Source organism: Desulfosporosinus sp. BICA1-9 (genome assembly GCF_000802135.1).
The window spans coordinates 25820-43453 of the sequence record NZ_JUEE01000039.1; the positions used below are offsets into that span (position 1 = coordinate 25820).

Here is a 17634-nt window from a genome sequence, read left to right on the forward strand (position 1 = left end):
GGGAATTATGATGGATAGGCTAGATGATCAAAGCAAAAGGAATCTATTAACCCTCCCTCAGGTAATTGGGGTAGGATATGGTTTTAAAGAAGTTAAGGGTGTAAAAACTGATCAGGAATCTATTATTGTCTTAGTAAATAAAAAACTTCCTCCTGAGCAGCTTGCTGACCATGAACTTGTACCCAAGAATGTTAACAGTATGGTGACGGATGTTATTGAAGTGGGAGAACTAAAAGCATTGAAAGTGGAAATGTTAGAACCGCTCCAAAGTCGTACTGAAAAGGTAAGACCTGCGCCTCCAGGGGTGAGCATTGGTCATTATTTAATTACGGCTGGGACTTTCGGAGCAGTGGTTTATGACAATTCCAGCGTTCAGCCGATGATCCTTTCAAATAATCATGTCCTCGCGAATTCTACGAATGGCAACGACCAAAGGGCCAGTATCAATGATCGAATCTATCAACCTGGGCCCGTTGATTTTGTCCACACCGATCTTGGCTACGCAGATCGACAGTATATTATTGCCTGCTTGAAACGATTTGTTAATTTAGCCGATTACCCGGCAATTAATGTGGTAGATTGTGCTATTGGCGAGCCGTTGGAAAATAGCATGATCATTCCGGACATTCTCGATATCGGTTTGGTACAAGGAGTCACTACTCCAGTTTTAAATATGGAAGTCAAAAAATCGGGACGAACTACTGGCTTAACGTTTGGTCAGATTACAGCTCTTGATGCTATGGTCAATGTGCAGTACGGGCCGGGACGAGTTCTGCGTTTTGATCACCAAATCATTACCACCAATATGTCCTCGCCAGGAGACAGCGGTTCCCTCCTGTTAGATGACAATAACTTGGCAGTTGGATTGCTGTTTGCCGGTTCCAATACTGTAACGGTACACAATCCAATTCAAGATGTTTTGGATTTACTGAGTGTTAATTTCGGTTAGTGTTCATGATGGACTGTATTTATAATGGTACAAAGCAGAGAGGAGGCCTTAAAAGATGTTATACGTAACGACGGGCATCTTGGAAAATACGGCTATTGCAGGAGTGAGGCCGACGTCCACAGCTGATTTAAGAATCACTAATGACGGCCTAATTAACGATATGGTGCAAATCATTGGTTTTTATATTGAAGGGACGACGAAGGTGCAGTATGTCAGTGAGATTATCACTATAGAACCGGGGGGAGCACTGTACAGAAGTTACTATGCCAATTTCGACGCATTTGAATTCCAGTTTATGACCGTCAATAATTCTATACAGATCTCAGTTTGGGGTAAAGATGCCAATAACAATCTAAATCCAGCGCATCGGGTGCTACCTTCAGAGCTTAATGCTATTCCGTTATGAAAATAGGGATGATGTATCCTCGGGTAGGATACATTGGAAACTTGGATTGCGACAAGCAAAGATTTTCACCGAACTTGTACCCATTCATATAATGTCATAACTTTTGTACAAGATTATTTGAATGGAGGTAATAGCCAGTGGCTCAAATAACTACCGGATTGATCGAGAATACTAAAGTCTCCGGTGTAAGACCAAGTTCAACGTTCTCAGTAAGAATTTCTAATGCTGACTCAGTAACTGCTAACATTCGAATAAATGGGTTTTATTGGAATGGGATTACTAAGACAGAGTACGTTTTGGATTTATTAACCTTGGCACCTGGGGAAGCAGCAGATCGTAACTATTACGCACAGTTTGACGCTTTTGAGTTTCGGTTTGTCACCAGTACTGACGCTGTTGAAATCTCAACTAGGGGGAAAGATGCCGCTGGAAATATGACCGTAGTTCATAGTATGCTGCCAGCAGAGCTTTTTTCAACGGGCATGGAAGGAATAGCAGGAGCGCCGGGAAGGGTGATTCCTTCCGCCCTTAACCAAATTTACGTTCTAAATTCTAGCAGCAACAATATCTCAGTTATCGACGGAAAGGCCAATACCTTCATAGGAAACGTAATAGTTGGTTCGGGGCCCTTCGGAGTAGGTGTTAATCCGATAACGAACCGAATTTACGTCGTAAACTTTGGCAGTAATAATGTCTCAGTCATTGATGGAAACTCCAATACAGTCATTACCACCATTACTGTGGGTACCAACCCGGTAGGCGTGGGTGTAAATCCTGAAACGAACAGGATTTATGTCACGAACTGGAGTGGTCACAATGTCTCTGTTATTGATGGGTTTACCCATGTCGTTATAGCAACCATTTCGGTAGGTGCGTCCCCAGAAGGAGTGAATGTGAATCCGTCATCGAACCGAATTTATATTACAAATCATGGCAGTAAAACTGTCTCAGTCATCAACGGAAGCACCAATGCGGTCATAGCCACCGTAGATGTAGGGAACTAAACTAAGAATCTGCATATAGAACTTCATTTAATAATTGTTTAATATAGAAGAGAAATCCTGCCATGAAGATTATAACTATATTGGGTACTCATCTGGAAATTATTCGCTTAAGCCGGATCATTCCTCTCTTAGATCAACTTTGTGATCATATCCTTGTGCATACTGGTCAGAACCGTTGATCGGACGTGCCAATGCCGACCGTAATGGGCCAAATTAGTGAGATACTCGCAAGTGTGAACAGGTTATGCTCCAAGAAAAACCTGTTCGCCTGCTTATTTTAGGAGATACCAACAGCGCCTTGGCGGCGTTGGTTGATAAGCGGCTGCGGATTCCGGTTTACCATATGGAGGCGGGTAACCGCTGTTATGATGACCGGGTACCAGAGGAAATCAATCGCCGAGTGGTGGATCATTGCAGCGATATCTTACTACCTTACACGGAACGAAGTAGAGCTAAAGGTCAAATGAAAGAGGAAATGACGTGCAAATTAGCAACAATCTTTACACGTCATTTTCCCTACCAATGGTTTGAAGGTCAATACCCCTATGAATTGGCTCATCCGCTATTTGTTCCAGTTGCTTTAAGGATTAGCAACTTTGATGCGGCAGTATCTTGTTGCAATATAGGCAACTAATATACCCCAACCGCTATAGACGATATATACCGACCATATTGTTATAGAGGAAGGGATAAAAAAGGACCCCCGAACAATGGAGGCCCTTAATCGTATTATTATTGTTGCAAAAATTCTTGAACGTAAAGGTTACCATATGCGGTTCCATAAGCTATCCCGACGCCGACATGTGTGAAGCGAGGATCTAGAATATTTGCTCTATGACCAGGGCTTTGCATTAAAGCGGCCATGGAACCAGCTACGGACTTATTACCAGAAATGTTTTCTCCTGCCCAACGCACGCTGATCCCCACTTGCTGCATCATGGCCCATGGGCTACCGTAGGTTGGAGAGGTATGACTGAAGTAGTTATTTACTTTCATATCGTTGGCTTTAGCGCGACCTACTGCGGTTAAGCGAAGGTCTGCTTTGACAGGGTTTAAGCCTGCCGCCAGTCGTTCTTGATTGATCATATCCACCATGAGTTGCTCATCAGCCGTTAACTCGGCTACAAGTGGAATGACAGGAAGTGCTGGGGTCGGAGTTGGGGTTGGGGTTGGGACTGGAGTCGGGGTTGGGACTGGAGTTGGAGTTGGGACTGGAGTCGGAACTGGGGTTGGTGCTGGAGTCGAAGTCGGAGTAGGAGTAGTGGGTACTGGGACCGTATTAGGTTGCTTAAAGATATTTTTTAAGGAAATAACGTTTCCATTATTGGTTGTCGGTAATGGTCCGATATTGATCCGCTGAGAGGGAGCGGTTGTTTGAGGATTCGTGGTGGATGGAGTTGTAACCACAGGTGTTGTCCCCTGAGTTGGAGGGGATACTGGAGTTGGTATTACTGGCGTTATCACAGAACCAGAAGAACGAAGAGTGACAACAGAACCAGTTAGGGGTCGAGGAGCGCCAATATTGATACCTGCTTGTACTGGTAAAGCGACTAAAGTCATGAGGGTGACCAGATGAATACTGACTAATATTTTTAAGTTTCGTTTCATTTGGGAAGCCTCCTTATGATGATTAATTTTTACTATAGAAACCTCAATTGTGGGCCAAGCCCTTTTTGTATTGCCCTATTGATACTCTCTTGACTAGTTGCTATGTGGCTTGTCCGAATGACAAGTGAAGTATAACACAGCAATTTGCTTGAATAAATGGTACTTTTATACAACCGGAATGTTAAGTGACTATTGAGTGAGATTATCCGTATTATTCACGTGCCGAAATTTCCCTCAATGCCTAAAAAACGCTATAATAATAAGTGACTTAATAAATTAATAGTTTGATTCTCTTAAAGAAAACGGCTTTTATTAATAAGGCGTTTTTGTAAACCAATGTGTATTCAAACTAAGAGTTAAACGACTAAAGTTAAAAACGAATAGAGAGAGTGAAGTAAACGGATGGCAAAACAAATGCTGCTTATCTTTGCCCATCCTGACGATGAATCGTTCGCTTTGGGCGGTACCATTGCCAAATACGCTGAACAAGGGGTTACTATAACCCTGGCCGTCGCGACCAAGGGCGAGGCTGGTCAAACAGCAGGGTTTTGTCAGAAGGAAGAACTGGGTTTATTTCGAGAACAAGAACTGATGAGTGCCGCAAAGGTCCTAGGGATTACTGAAGTTATTTTCCTGGGATATCTCGACAAGGAAGTTCCGCTGGCACCACCCCTTGAAATTGTGGAAAGACTTGTCCGCATTATCCGAACCAGACGTCCTCAAGTAGTGATCACCTTTGGAGCAGACGGTGCATCCGGACACCGAGACCATCGGGCGATTCATCATTTTGCCAAGGCAGCTATTAAACTGGCGAAGGAGCCCGTAGTACTGGAGTGGGGAAAACCCTATACTCTGCCACGTCTTTGCTATGTTCAGCCTGGCTGGAGGCTTACTGAGGAAAAGCGGCAAAAAATTGATTATATTATCCCAATTTCAGCATGGATGGAGCGGAAATGGCAGGCAATTCTAGAACATCGGACTCAAAAGGGTTCTCTGCAAAAATTTGAGTCCTTAGAGGAAACAGTCAAACAGGATTATTTAAGTAGAGAATATTTTCAATGCGATTTGGAGTTAAGTCCCTTTCCCGGACGGGGAGAGGATATCATGGCAGATCTGGAGAGGGTGGGATCCTAAGTGCAGGCCAAAGTAGTAATGAAATTTTGCCCGGACTATTCTGCAGACGTAGAAATGCGTTTGAGGGAAGGCTTGGCTGAATTGGGCGGCATTTCCTTCTTTGTGAAGCCTGGACAGAGGGTCTTATTAAAAGTAAATCTTCTCATGAAAAAACGACCAGAGGAAGCGATCACGACCCATCCCAGTGTCGTGGAAGCCGTCGTTCGTCTCGTTCAAGAGGCTGGCGGAATACCGATTATTGGGGATAGCCCAGGTGGACCGTACACTGTCGCTGCACTCCGAACAATTTATATAAAGTCGGGTCTGCGTGAGGTTGCAGAGCGGACCGGGGCAATCCTTAACGAAGATGTGGGGCAAACAACCCTCCAATATCCGGAGGGGAAACTTGCTAAAAGTTTAACCGTAACGAACTGCGTCTTGAATGCTGACGTTGTGATCCCTATTTCTAAATTAAAAACCCATGGCATGATGACCTTCACGGGGGCTGTTAAGATCCTTTTTGGAGTCATCCCTGGACTTCTAAAAGCCGAATACCATTTAAAAATGTTTAGGATTCCTGATTTTGCAGATCTTTTGGTCGATATTGCCACTTGGGTAAACCCCGCCTTAAGCATTATGGATGGGATCGTGGGCATGGAGGGAGATGGACCTTCAGCTGGCAAACCACGAAATGTCAACGCTCTGATTATGAGTACAAACCCTTTCGCCTTAGATGTCGTAGCTACGGATCTGATTGGCTTAAAGCCAGAAAAGGTTCCAACTCTGATGGCTGCCCGCGCTCGGGGTCTAACAAGTCGTCTTAGCGAAGTCGATTTAAAAGGAGATGTGCGCTCCCTGTGGCGGATTCAAAGCTTCGAAATACCTAAAGCAGTCTCGACCAATTTCTTGGATATGGTTCCACTCCCGCGAAGTGTGAAGAAATTCATACTCAACCGTGTGCGTCCTCGCCCTGTTTTTGAACATGAAACGTGTGTGGGGTGCCGGGACTGTCTTAATAACTGTCCGCCTAAAGCTTTGACGATGAATGAAAATCAGCGCCCGATCGTGGATTTAGAAGCCTGTATACGCTGCTTTTGCTGTCATGAGCTTTGTCCACATAAGGCGGTAACACTTTTTAAACCATGGGTCGGCAGAAAACTTATTAAGTAATTTCCCAGAATGTAGTGATTGGACAACCGCAGAGTCTTATTGTGGAGGTGTAAGCAATGGCAGAAAGTGTTATAGTTGTTGATGTGGGCTCTGGAACCCAGGATATCCTTATCTACGAGCCAGGACGATCGTTGGAAAATTGTCCTAAGTTTATCGTTCCGAGTCGCACCCAGCTGGTGGCGGGCAAGATTAGAAAGGCTACAGAACAAGGGAAGGGAATCTTTCTGCATGGCCATTTGATGGGTGGAGGGGCGAGTGCTCAAGCACTGAAAAAGCATGTAGCCGCGGGTCTAAGGGCCTATGCAACTCCTCAAGCTGCAGTTACATATCATGATAATTTGGCGCGAGTCGAAGAGATGGGAATCGTTCTTTGCCAAGAAGCACCGGAATCAGCAACCTCAATTTGGCTGGGAGATATTGATACTGCTTCTTTGCAACAGGCAACTCATGCTTTTGATCTTGAGTATCCTTTAAAATCAGCCGTAGCGGTACAGGATCACGGCTTTAGCGAAACCGAAAGTAATCGTATTCTTCGCTTCCGGCTCTGGGAAGAGTTTATTCTACAAGGTGGGGACCTGCGCAAATTAGTGTTTACCGAGGATATTCCAGAAGTGTATACACGAATGCGTGCAGTTCGAGAGATTGTACCTGGAGCAGTTCTAACGGATACTGGGACGGCGGCCCTCTTGGGAATCACTGCGGACCCCATGGTAAAACCCTATCTTAATCAAGGAATCATAGCCGTCAATATTGGCAATTCTCACACTCTCGCCGCAGCTATTCGAGGGGATCGGGTCTATGGGATTTTTGAGCAACACACTAGTATGCTCAATGCCGACTCACTGACCAATCTTATACAACGTTTTCGATCGACGGAATTAACAAACGCCGAAATCTTCGACAAAGGAGGACATGGTTCGGCTTTACATCCAGACATGCGACCGGGTTGGGAGTTTATCACGGTCACCGGTCCCCGCAGAAGTTTGGCAAAATCTCTGAAATGGTACGAAGCCGCACCCTATGGAGATATGATGTTAACAGGGTGTTTTGGGATTCTTGTCGGTATGCGGATCCTTTAGGGTTAAAAAAAATATTTTAAGTGGCAAGGACTTTTCATATAATTGGAGAATCAAACAGAGGGGCTAAATTCATTTGACAGATAGACGTTTGAATGAGTAGAAAGGGGGGGAGATCATGGCAGAGTTTTTATCTCAAATTCGGAACTTTGAATTTCGAAGCGCAATCGATATCATCGTAGTGGCGGTGGTCTTCTACCAATTTTATATGCTCATTAAGCGGACCCGTGCCGTACAATTGGTTAAGGGAGTCATGGTCCTAGTAGCAGTCTCTTTGCTCGCTAGATTTTTCCATTTAACAACAATTAGTTGGATTTTGGATAAACTTTTGCAAATGTTTGTTATTGCCATTCCGGTTGTTTTCCAGCCGGAACTCAGGAAGGTTTTGGAGCAGCTCGGAAGGGGAAGATTTTTCACTCGCCATCCCTCGACTCCCGGTTTGGATACTCAGGAACAGGTCGTGGAAGAGTTGGTGCGTTGCACGCAGGTCCTCTCCAAGACCCGCATTGGGGCTTTAATCGTGCTTGAACGGAAAACAGGAATCCAGGACTTTGTAGAGACTGGGATTAAGATCGACGGAATGCTCTCCTCGGAATTTTTAGTCAATATTTTTATCCCTAATACCCCGTTACATGATGGTGCAGTCATTGTTCGGCAGGATCGTGTCGCTGCTGCAGGGTGTTTTCTTCCACTCTCTGAAAATCCAAATATCCAAAAGGAATTGGGAACACGCCATAGGGCAGCTTTAGGATTAACGGAAATTACGGATGCATTGGCAATTGTTGTCTCCGAAGAAACAGGGGCGATTTCAGTGGGCATCGATGGAACGCTGACACGTTTTATGGACGAGAAAATGATGCGAGAATTATTGATGAGCGAACTTGAAATTAAGAGTCTTTCTTCATCAGTCATTCCGTTTTGGAGGTGGTAGCCCCATGCTTGATATGTTTCGCCGCAACCTCGGGGTTAAGATCCTCTCATTACTTTTTGCGATCCTCTTTTGGCTCTTCGTTCTGAATGATGAGACCCCCGATAAGCTTCTTCCCGAACAGACGTCGGCTATTCCACTCGTGGCAAGCGGATTAGATCAAAATATGGTTGTAATGACTCAGTTTCCAGTCGTTCGTGTTCGTATACAAGGGAGTAACCCGAGCGCAAATATTAAAGATATCTATGCCCAAATCGACCTTTCAAATGCAGTGCCGGGAGAAAGTACCTATGACATTAAAGTCAACACGCCACCGGGAATGATTGTAGTGGATCGCCAACCAGCCAATGTTAGATTGACCTTGGATAGGGTTCAAGAGAAGACGATCCCGGTTGAGGCAATCGTTTCAGGAAATCCTGCCAATGATTATGAAGTGGGTAGTCCCATTGTCAAACCGTCGGCGGTTAATGTTCGTGGACCGAGTTCGATTCTTGGCACCCTAAATAGAGTGACTGTAGAAATCAGTGTATCGGGTGCAAGTGAGACAGTTCAGATTACGAGACCCGTAAGTTTTCGAGATAAAGAGGGCAAACCTATTTTTGGACCGAATCCGGCTGCAGAGATTTTAAGTGCTTATCCAAGCAGTGTGGATGTGATTGCTCCGGTGATCGCCAAAGGGCTCTCTACTATGATGATCCCTTTGAGGGCAACGACTACTGGAACGCCTGCTGCAGGCAAGGAGCTTCGTTCCTTAGTCTCCACCCCTGCAAGTGTAACGGTTCAAGGGACTCCCCAGGTTTTAAAAGCCTTTGATTTCCTAAATATCGGACCATTGGACATTAGCAATCTATCCGAGGATAAAAATTTCCAGATACCGTTAGATAAAGTCACGTTACCGCCGGGAGTTTCGTTCCTGAACGGGACCAACTTGAGTGTTTTCGTTCAAATTGGGGATGGACCCATCCAAAAAAGTATCTCAGGTGTAGTGGTCCAAGTCCGTAATGTTGGGACTGACCTAGAGGTTGATAAAATCACTTCTCCTATCGATGTTGTGATCGAGGGTCATGCTGATATTTTAGAGAAGGTAACTCCAGACCAGATCCAACTCTGGGTTGACGCCTCCGATAAAAAAGCGGGAGATTATCTCGGCTCGAACGTATTCTGGCAGCTCCCTCCGGGCGTAACCTTGCCTACTACAGTGCAGGTGGACTATAGTCTCAAAGCTCAGGTAGTTAAAGGAGTAGAATAGTCACGTGGATTTACTGTATACGAATTTAAGAATCCCTGTGGAAGAGGATGCGTTGTTAATGGCAACGCTTGCACGAAAGCTAAAAGTACCAAGCCACTCGATCAGCGGTCTTCGTTTCCTACGTCGTTCTTTAGATGCCCGCAAAAAGCCCAATCTGGTGTTTGTTTATACGATCCAGTTTTCCCTTGATGTACCCAATACCGAGGTGAGCCGTGTTTTAGCGCGGGTCCCCGGACTGAAAGAAGCTCCGGTAGAGGCCCCGGTACTTTGGCCTAGGCCTAGTCTAGCCTTGAAACATCGCCCAGTGGTGATTGGAGCTGGACCGGCAGGGTATTTTGCCGCCTTAGCCTTAGCCAGAAGAGGGTATGCGCCGCTTGTTCTTGAGCGTGGAGACTCGGTCGAAGAACGGACACGCAAGGTTCAGGAACTCTGGGATACGGGAACCTTAGACCCGGAAAGTAATGTTCAATTTGGGGAAGGGGGAGCTGGAACCTTTTCGGACGGCAAGCTCACAACCCGAATTCAGGACCGACGTATTTCTGACGTCTTAGGGACGTTTGTCAAACATGGAGCTCCCTCCGAGATTCAGTATCTGGCGAAACCCCATATTGGGACGGATATTCTTAAAGAAGTGGTCAAGGGCATCAGGACGGAAATCGAGTCTTTGGGCGGCGAGATCCGCTTCAAGACTAAGGTGACCGGGTTGCTACCATCGTCAGGCCGCATGAAAGGGGTCGTCGTAAACGATGGGGAGGAAATCCCCGCCGAAGCGGTGATTCTCGCCATCGGACACAGTGCCCGAGATGTTTATAAATTACTCCACTCTCTGGACATTACGCTAGAGAAAAAATCGTTTGCAATTGGTCTGCGCGTAGAACACCCGCAGGCACTCATCAATCTTTCTCAGTATGGAATCGAAGAACACCCCCATGTCGGCCCAGCGGACTATCAGCTGACCTATCAGGACGTTAGGACGGGACGGGGAGCCTATGCTTTTTGTATGTGCCCAGGCGGAAAGGTTGTGGCCGCGACCTCGGAAGAGGGAGGGGTTGTCACGAACGGTATGAGCGCCTATGATCGGGACACGCAGATTGCCAACAGTGCGATTGTTGTAACCGTTGGTCCAGATGACTTTTCGACCGACCATCCTCTGGCGGGCCTAGAATTCCAAAGAGAATGGGAACATAAGGCATTTATTGCGGGAGGGTCAAATTATCGGGCTCCAGCTCAACGAGTGTTGGATTTTTTAGAACAGCGAGTCACAGAGCGCTTTGACTTGTCGCCAACTTATGCCCCGGGCATTGTGCCGAGTGAGTTGCATCAGGTACTTCCGACTCAAGTAGGAGAGGTATTAGAGCGAGCACTTCGAGTTTTTAACGGTAAAATTAAAGGTTTTGCTGGGGAAAGAGCAACTTTGACAGGAGTCGAGACAAGGACAAGTGCCCCCATCCGCATCGTTCGAAACACTCAGGGGGAATCTTTAAGTATGGTAGGACTTTATCCAGCAGGGGAAGGAGCCGGGTATGCTGGAGGGATTACAAGTGCTGCAGTGGACGGATTAAGAATCGCAGAATTTCTTATGGCGCAATATGCTCCAATAGAGTAAACTAATACAGTTAACCCTAAAAAAACATTAGAGATTAAGAACATTTTGCTTAAGAAGTAATACACTAGAAGATATGAAGGGAGGGAACGATTTGAGTCGACTCTTTGGAACCGATGGGGTCCGTGGTGTGGCTAACAGCCAGTTGACACCGAATCTCGCTTTTAGACTTGGGCAAGCAGGGGCTTATGTGCTTAGTAAAGAGCATCCACACCCTCGAATTGTCATCGGCAAAGATACTCGGATTTCTGGAGATATGCTTGAAGCGGCACTTATCGCCGGAATATGCTCGGTCGGAGCGGATGTTTTACGGGTCGGTGTACTACCAACACCTGGGATCGCTCTCTTAACGCGTACCCTTGATGTTAGTGCCGGAGTGGTGATTTCAGCATCCCATAACCCTGTTCAAGATAACGGCATAAAATTCTTTGATTCAACCGGGTATAAATTACCGGATGCTATCGAAGATGAAATCGAAAGCATCGTAGATAGTGAAGATAAACCTTGGCAGATCCCTGTTGGCGGTGAGATCGGGCGAGTGATTGAGGTGAACGATGCAGGACGTCGCTATAAGGAGTTTCTTAAAAGTACTGTAGGGCGACTGGACGGGATTAAAGTTGTCTTGGACTGTGCCAACGGAGCGGCATCGTTTGTAGGCCCAGAAGTATTGCAAGAAATCGGAGTAGAAGTCATCTCTATCTGTAATATACCAGACGGTGTGAATATCAATGATAGTTGTGGATCGACTCATCCAGAACAGTTGCAGCGAGCAGTTTTAGAACACGGCGCAGATCTAGGCTTAGCCATGGACGGAGATGCTGACCGTCTCATCGTGGTTGATGAACGTGGGGCGATTTTAGACGGAGATTTTATCATGCTGATTTGTGCCCTAGCTCAGAAGGCTAAAGGGACCTTAGCCCAGAATGCAGTCGTGATAACCGTCATGAGTAACTTAGGTCTCCATCTGGCCCTGAAAAAGGCAGAAATCTCAATTTTCGAGACACAAGTCGGGGATCGCTATGTCATGGAAGAGTTGATCAAGACCGGGGCGAAGCTTGGTGGAGAGCAGTCTGGACATATTATTTTCCTGGACAGCAACACGACCGGAGATGGACTATTGACCGCTCTGCAGTTGTTAGCTGTGGTGAAGGAGCGGCAACTTCCGCTCTCCCAACTCGCATCTCAAATGCAGCGGTTACCTCAGGTGCTCCTCAATACTAAGGTACAACATAAAGACCGCTTAATGAAGGATGAGAGAGTACTTGCGAAAGTACATGAAGCTGAGGAATTTCTAAACGGTACTGGCAGAGTCTTAGTACGTCCTTCCGGGACAGAGCCACTCATCCGAGTCATGGTTGAAGGACCTGACCAACAAAAATTAAAAGAATTGGCCCAAGGGGTCATTGACATTATTAATCAATGTGATGAATAAATAAAAAATACCAATAGCTTACTGTCTCTAATTCACGTATAATGGTTCATGTGCCTTTAGTAGTAAAGAACTCACATAGTTGAGGCACATGAACCCAACCGATCTGCTGTGTGGAGGTTAGACCGATTCTTAATGTGTTGTCTATCATAATAATGGAGAGAAGGTGATGTTCTAGGTTGAGAGATAAAGATTGAAGCTCAGAGTTTTGGAGTCAGGAGTTGAGTTTGAGCAAAAGGCTAAAGATACTTGTGGATAGACAGTTGTAGTTAGAGGGCAATATATTAAAGCGCCAGGACCTTAAGAGGATTTTCTATTTAAGGTCGACGAGGAAGAGGGTTATCGAACAATTCGGCGGATCCCTCTCGGTGGCTTGTCACCGTAAAGCTTGCTTAAAACCGAGGAGTAATTCTCGGGACAAAGAGAAAGCTGACAAGACAAGGGGAAAGTCTACTCAATTTGCCCCCTTGCTTGAATTGCCTAAAATCTAAAGCAACAAGTCGTCCGTACAGGGGCGACTTTATTTTTTTACTAGAAGACCAGTCTAAATGAATCATCGAGCGACGTACGTAGTATACGTAAAGCAAGAACAGGGATTATAAGGATTAATGATGAGCAGCCAGAGGCCAGCGCAATTATTTTGAAGGAGATGTTACAAATGTGTGGAATTGTAGGATATATTGGAAATAAAGTAGCCATTCCGATTCTGGTAGACGGCTTAAAGAAGCTTGAGTATCGGGGGTATGATTCCGCAGGCGTTGCCGTGCTGGATCATGAGGAAATTGTCATTTCTAAAAGCGTGGGTAAGTTAGTAGCTTTAGAAGAGGAACTTGGAGCAGTTTATTCCCAATCATTCATTGGGATCGGGCATACTCGCTGGGCGACTCATGGGCGACCTTCTCAAGCTAATGCTCATCCGCATAGCGACTGTGGTCAGGATTTTGTCGTGGTGCACAACGGAATTATTGAGAATTACCTAGAATTAAGGGAAAGACTGATCGAAAAGGGACATCAGTTTGTTTCAGAAACAGATACAGAAGTTTTAGCCCATTTGGTGGAGGACTATTATGCAGGAGACCTTGAGGCGGCTGTCCGTGAAGTCTTGAAGACAATTCATGGATCCTATGCCATGGTTGTCCTAAGCCGTAAGGAGCCCGATAAGTTGGTTGCCGCCCGTAAAGACAGTCCGATGGTAGTGGGCCTTGGAGATGGTGAGTTCTTCGTGGCCAGTGATATAACTGCGATTTTAAACTATACGAGAAAAGTCTATATCTTAGATGACGGCGAGATGGTCGTCATAACAAAAGCTGGGGTTAAAGTCTCGGACTTCGAAGGAATTCCGCACACGAAGGACGTTTTTGACGTGAAGTGGGATGCCGTGGCTGCAGAAAAAGGCGGGTACGAGCATTTCATGCTCAAAGAAATTCACGAGCAGCCTCGTGCTTTGAAGGATACGATGTTGGGTCGTTTAGAAGAGGAAAGAGTCGTTCTTCAGGAAGTCGATCTGACCCTTGAAGAACTTGCGAAAATCAACAAAGTATATATTGTGGCTTGTGGTACTGCCTGGCATGCCGGATTAGTCGGCAAGACTTTGATTGAGCGCTGGGCACGTCTCCCGGTGGAAGTAGATATTGCCTCAGAGTTCCGTTATCGTTCCCCGCTTGTGGATGAGAATACCCTAGTAGTAGTGGTCAGCCAGTCCGGAGAAACAGCCGACACTTTAGCGGCACTGCGAGAAGCTAAAAATCGCGGAGCACGCGTGGTAGCCGTCACGAATGTCGTGGGCAGCACGGTATCCCGTGAAGCTCATGATGTAATCTTTACTTGGGCGGGCCCAGAGATCGCGGTCGCTTCTACGAAAGCTTATACCACTCAGCTGGAAGGAATGGTGTTACTCGGACTCTATCTTGCCCAAGTCAAAGGAACCTTGCCTGCCAAAAAGATCGGGGAAATTATCTCCGCTCTGAAGAGAATTCCTGCCCAAGCTCAAGAGGTTTTGGATCAGGAAAGCCTGATCAAAGAGTTAGCAAAGTCCTTTGTTAATGTGGAAGATGCTTTTTTCATCGGTCGCTCGTTAGACTGGGCCGTTGCCATGGAAGGCTCCCTGAAATTAAAGGAGATTTCCTATATTCATGCAGAAGCTTATGCCGCGGGAGAATTAAAACACGGCACTTTAGCACTGATCACAGAGCATACGCCGGTGATTGCTCTGGCAACTCAACGGGATGTGTACGATAAAACGATCTCCAATGTCAAAGAGGTTAAAGCTCGGGATGCTCGTGTGATCGGACTGACCTATAAGGGCAACACCAACTTGGCGAAGTCCGTCGACCATGTGATCTACATTCCAGAGACCCTAGATGAGCTTGCTCCGATTTTGACAGTTATACCGCTGCAGCTTCTGTCTTACTATGTCTCCGTGGCTAGAGGGTGTGACGTCGATAAGCCAAGGAATTTGGCCAAGAGTGTGACGGTGGAGTAGGGGTTTGGGTTGTGAAACAGCAGCAGCTGTTCATCGGAAATAAAGTTTTTCAATAGGAAAAAAAGTTGTTAAAAAGGAAATAAAGTTATTAAATATGGAACCACCATTTTATGGTATACTAATTGGTAGTATATTCAAGGAAAGGTGGTTTTTTCTTTTGCCTGGAGGAAAAAGCCTATGGAATGAAGCTAAGTTCAAACGATATCTGAAAGAGGGCCGTGGTCAAGGAATAGGAGCAGATTATATTCCTTGGCATAGGGTTCAAGACTTCAATTCGAGAGGAAGAACTTCTCGTGGACCAGGTTGGAAAACAGGAAGAGAGCATCAACTCTTTTCTGACCTCGAAACGAATTACTTTTATATGCTTGAATGGGAAGATTCAGTTACGGATATACGAGAACAATATCCTTTGCTGGATTTGGAACTGGCCATGAGGATCGCGGAAGAAATAGGAGTCAAATATCCTGCAAGGCAAGGATTTCCGTGGATGCTTACTACAGATTTCTTGATTAATACTGTTGTTAATGGTAAAGAAGTCACCATTGCAAGGACAGTTAAGCCTTCTGAGGACTTGGAAAAACGACGGATATTAGAGAAGTTTGAGATTGAGCGAAGATATTGGCAGACCAAGGACATTGATTGGGCGATCGTTACCGAAAACGAGATTCAAAGGCAAGTCTCAAGGAATATCGAGTGGCTACACCCTTACAAGCGTCTAGAACCAACTGAAAGTCTGTCGCAGGACGACCTGATATACTATGCAGAAATAATAAAAAGAGAGCTTGATAAAAGCGCAAAGCCCATAAGAATTGTTCTGACTCAAATAGAAAAGAACCATAATTTGAATTCCGGAACAGGGATATATCTCTTTAAACATTTGTTAGCTTGCAAAGATATTAAGATGAACATGGGTACGAAAATCTATGAAGGGTGTTCGGCAGCAGATATATTGTCTATCCACTTTGAACATGAGGAGGCAATTGTATGAGAAAAAACCTCCTGATAAATGATCTGATCTGTTGGACTGATGATGGAGATCGCCTAGAAAGGGTTCTCTGGATTGACGAAGGCCGGGTTATTGCTTTTTGCATAGATGTACAAGCTTCAGTTGGATTTCCTCGGAAGGTGCCATTATCTCAAATTAATGAATCTATTGAGCGATATGAAGCTGTAATAATTGAAAATGATCCATACGCTGTAATTGTGAGAGAAGATGATTTAACAGAGAGCCAAAGGGTATTGAGAGATATGGGCTGGAATGTTGTTTCATCCGTGATTTCTAAAGTTGGTGAACCGGATATTTTTATTCGAGAAAAACGTGGATCTGTTATTGTTTCTGTCTCCAAGGAGTTTAGGATTTCCGTAAATACAGTCTACAGATATTTGAGAAGGTATTGGCAGCGTGGAAAGAGGCCCAGCGCCTTGCTGCCTGATTATAGCAATTCGGGAGGAAGAGGGAAGCCGAAGAGCGCCGGAGAAAAGAAACGGGGTCGTCCGAGAAAAAATCCCTCTATAGCAGGAACTGGGATCAATGTGGATGAATCGATAAAGCAGATATTTCTTATTGCTTATGAAGAGTTTTATAAGACCCGCAAAGAATTAACTTTGGCTAAAACCTACGAGAGAATGTGTGAGAAATATTTTGCGGAGAATATGTATTTTGAGGACGGACAGAAGAGGGTTGCCATATTAGGGCCAGATGAAAGGCCGAATTTGGATCAATTTGACTATTGGGTTGAGAAGCATGAGAAAACAAACTTTAACAGTACTGTGATTGCAAGGAAAGGTGAAAAGTGGTTTTCTTTGAAGGGCAGGGCATTGCAAGGAAGATCCGATGCGGAGCTTATCGGCCCCGGTTCATTGTTTCAGATTGATTCTACAGTCGGCGATGTGTATCTCGTATCAAGATTTAACAGAGAGTGGATTATTGGCAGGCCGGTGATTTATGCAGTAATTGACGCATTTAGCCGGATGGTCGCAGGAATATATGTTGGCTTAGAGGGACCATCTTGGTTGGAAGCAGCAAATGCTATAGCTAACTGTGCGACTGATAAAGTGAAGTTCTGTAAGGATTATGATATAAACATTGAACCTGAAGAGTGGCCTATTAAAGGACTGCCCAATGCCATAGTGGCGGATCGTGGTGAACTGGAAGGAAAGCCTGTTGAGACACTGAGTAAAAACCTTCATGTGTGGATTAAGAACACCCCGCCTTATAGTGGTTGTTACAAAAAAGCAGGAACAGGCAAAAACAAACCCTGCAAGCGAACAAGCGTGTCACTCGTTTAGAAGTTTATACTCCTCCTAAAGCTCCCGAAAGACTTCTCGATACTGAAAAAGGATACGTCGCGAAAAAACACCCTAAAAAAGGATATAGTACTTTCTTGGTTCCATCTGGGGTTGGATTCCAAGACTTGCTTTTAGGATGCTCTGGTGCTTAAGCTGTGCGAAGAAGAACGAATTTTCGGTCATAAATAGCTTCTTCAGCAAGGCGTCGCAACTCTTGACTTCGTCCTTTAGGAACTAAGTATTCCTGGGCGTGGTGGATCATCCCCATAATTAAGCGGCTTAAATCAACGAGGCGAAGGTAGATCTCAACCCGTTTTTGCCCACGTAT

At 45.3% G+C, this 17634-nt stretch carries 16 protein-coding genes; 14 read left to right on the forward strand and 2 right to left on the reverse strand.

All coding sequences use genetic code 11. From position 1 onward, the window contains the following. The first annotated feature begins 7 nt into the window (after positions 1-7). The 4 genes from JL57_RS05010 (at position 8) to JL57_RS33535 (ending at position 2993) form a co-directional block, all read left to right on the forward strand. Complete coding sequence (locus JL57_RS05010) at positions 8-949, forward strand: hypothetical protein (RefSeq protein WP_291299722.1); 942 nt, start codon at positions 8-10, stop codon at positions 947-949. A gap of 55 nt (positions 950-1004) precedes the next feature. Continuing rightward, positions 1005-1355, forward strand: coding sequence for a hypothetical protein (locus tag JL57_RS05015; protein WP_034140965.1), 351 nt, complete (start codon positions 1005-1007; stop codon positions 1353-1355). Between the two features lie 137 nt (positions 1356-1492). Next, complete coding sequence (locus tag JL57_RS05020; RefSeq protein WP_034140966.1) at positions 1493-2359, forward strand: YncE family protein; 867 nt, start codon at positions 1493-1495, stop codon at positions 2357-2359. A 244-nt stretch (positions 2360-2603) separates the two neighbouring features. Next, a complete protein-coding gene (locus tag JL57_RS33535; RefSeq protein WP_291299723.1) occupies positions 2604-2993 on the forward strand; it encodes a UDP-N-acetylglucosamine 2-epimerase in 390 nt (129 codons plus the stop codon). Positions 2994-3091: 98 nt separating this feature from the next. Here the strand turns inward: JL57_RS33535 and JL57_RS05030 are convergent, their stop codons facing one another. Beyond that, a complete protein-coding gene (locus JL57_RS05030; RefSeq protein WP_034140967.1) occupies positions 3092-3967 on the reverse strand; it encodes a CAP domain-containing protein in 876 nt (291 codons plus the stop codon). Between the two features lie 402 nt (positions 3968-4369). Here JL57_RS05030 and JL57_RS05035 point away from each other — a divergent pair, with 402 nt between their 5' ends. From JL57_RS05035 to JL57_RS05080, 10 genes are all read left to right on the forward strand, one after another. Further along, entirely contained in the window at positions 4370-5101 is a 732-nt protein-coding gene (locus tag JL57_RS05035) for a PIG-L deacetylase family protein (RefSeq protein WP_034140968.1), read from the forward strand. Then, a complete protein-coding gene (locus tag JL57_RS05040) occupies positions 5102-6250 on the forward strand; it encodes a DUF362 domain-containing protein (protein ID WP_034140969.1) in 1149 nt (382 codons plus the stop codon). 56 nt (positions 6251-6306) lie between these two features. Beyond that, a complete protein-coding gene (locus JL57_RS05045; protein WP_034140970.1) occupies positions 6307-7329 on the forward strand; it encodes a DUF1786 domain-containing protein in 1023 nt (340 codons plus the stop codon). Positions 7330-7444: 115 nt separating this feature from the next. Continuing rightward, positions 7445-8257 (forward strand): diadenylate cyclase CdaA, encoded by an 813-nt coding sequence (cdaA, locus tag JL57_RS05050; RefSeq protein ID WP_034140971.1) that lies wholly within the window; start codon positions 7445-7447, stop codon positions 8255-8257. Between the two features lie 4 nt (positions 8258-8261). Continuing rightward, positions 8262-9503 carry a YbbR-like domain-containing protein gene (locus JL57_RS05055; RefSeq protein WP_034140972.1) on the forward strand — a complete coding sequence of 414 codons (1242 nt, stop codon included), beginning with the start codon at positions 8262-8264 and terminating at the stop codon, positions 9501-9503. Positions 9504-9507: 4 nt separating this feature from the next. Continuing rightward, entirely contained in the window at positions 9508-11109 is a 1602-nt protein-coding gene (locus JL57_RS05060; RefSeq protein ID WP_034140973.1) for an NAD(P)/FAD-dependent oxidoreductase, read from the forward strand. 91 nt (positions 11110-11200) lie between these two features. Further along, a complete protein-coding gene (gene glmM / locus JL57_RS05065; protein ID WP_291299724.1) occupies positions 11201-12538 on the forward strand; it encodes a phosphoglucosamine mutase in 1338 nt (445 codons plus the stop codon). Between the two features lie 655 nt (positions 12539-13193). Next, positions 13194-15017: a glutamine--fructose-6-phosphate transaminase (isomerizing) gene (glmS, locus tag JL57_RS05070; protein WP_034140975.1), complete on the forward strand. Its 1824-nt coding sequence runs from the start codon at positions 13194-13196 to the stop codon at positions 15015-15017. Between the two features lie 157 nt (positions 15018-15174). Next, positions 15175-16005: a heteromeric transposase endonuclease subunit TnsA gene (locus tag JL57_RS05075; RefSeq protein WP_034140976.1), complete on the forward strand. Its 831-nt coding sequence runs from the start codon at positions 15175-15177 to the stop codon at positions 16003-16005. Next, positions 16002-17306 (forward strand): hypothetical protein, encoded by a 1305-nt coding sequence (locus JL57_RS05080; RefSeq protein ID WP_291299725.1) that lies wholly within the window; start codon positions 16002-16004, stop codon positions 17304-17306. The genes JL57_RS05075 and JL57_RS05080 overlap by 4 nt, the downstream gene beginning before the upstream one ends. Before the next feature lie 148 nt (positions 17307-17454). Here the strand turns inward: JL57_RS05080 and JL57_RS05085 are convergent. Then, on the reverse strand, positions 17455-17634 hold a 180-nt coding region (locus JL57_RS05085), incomplete at its 5' end, for a hypothetical protein (RefSeq protein ID WP_034140940.1).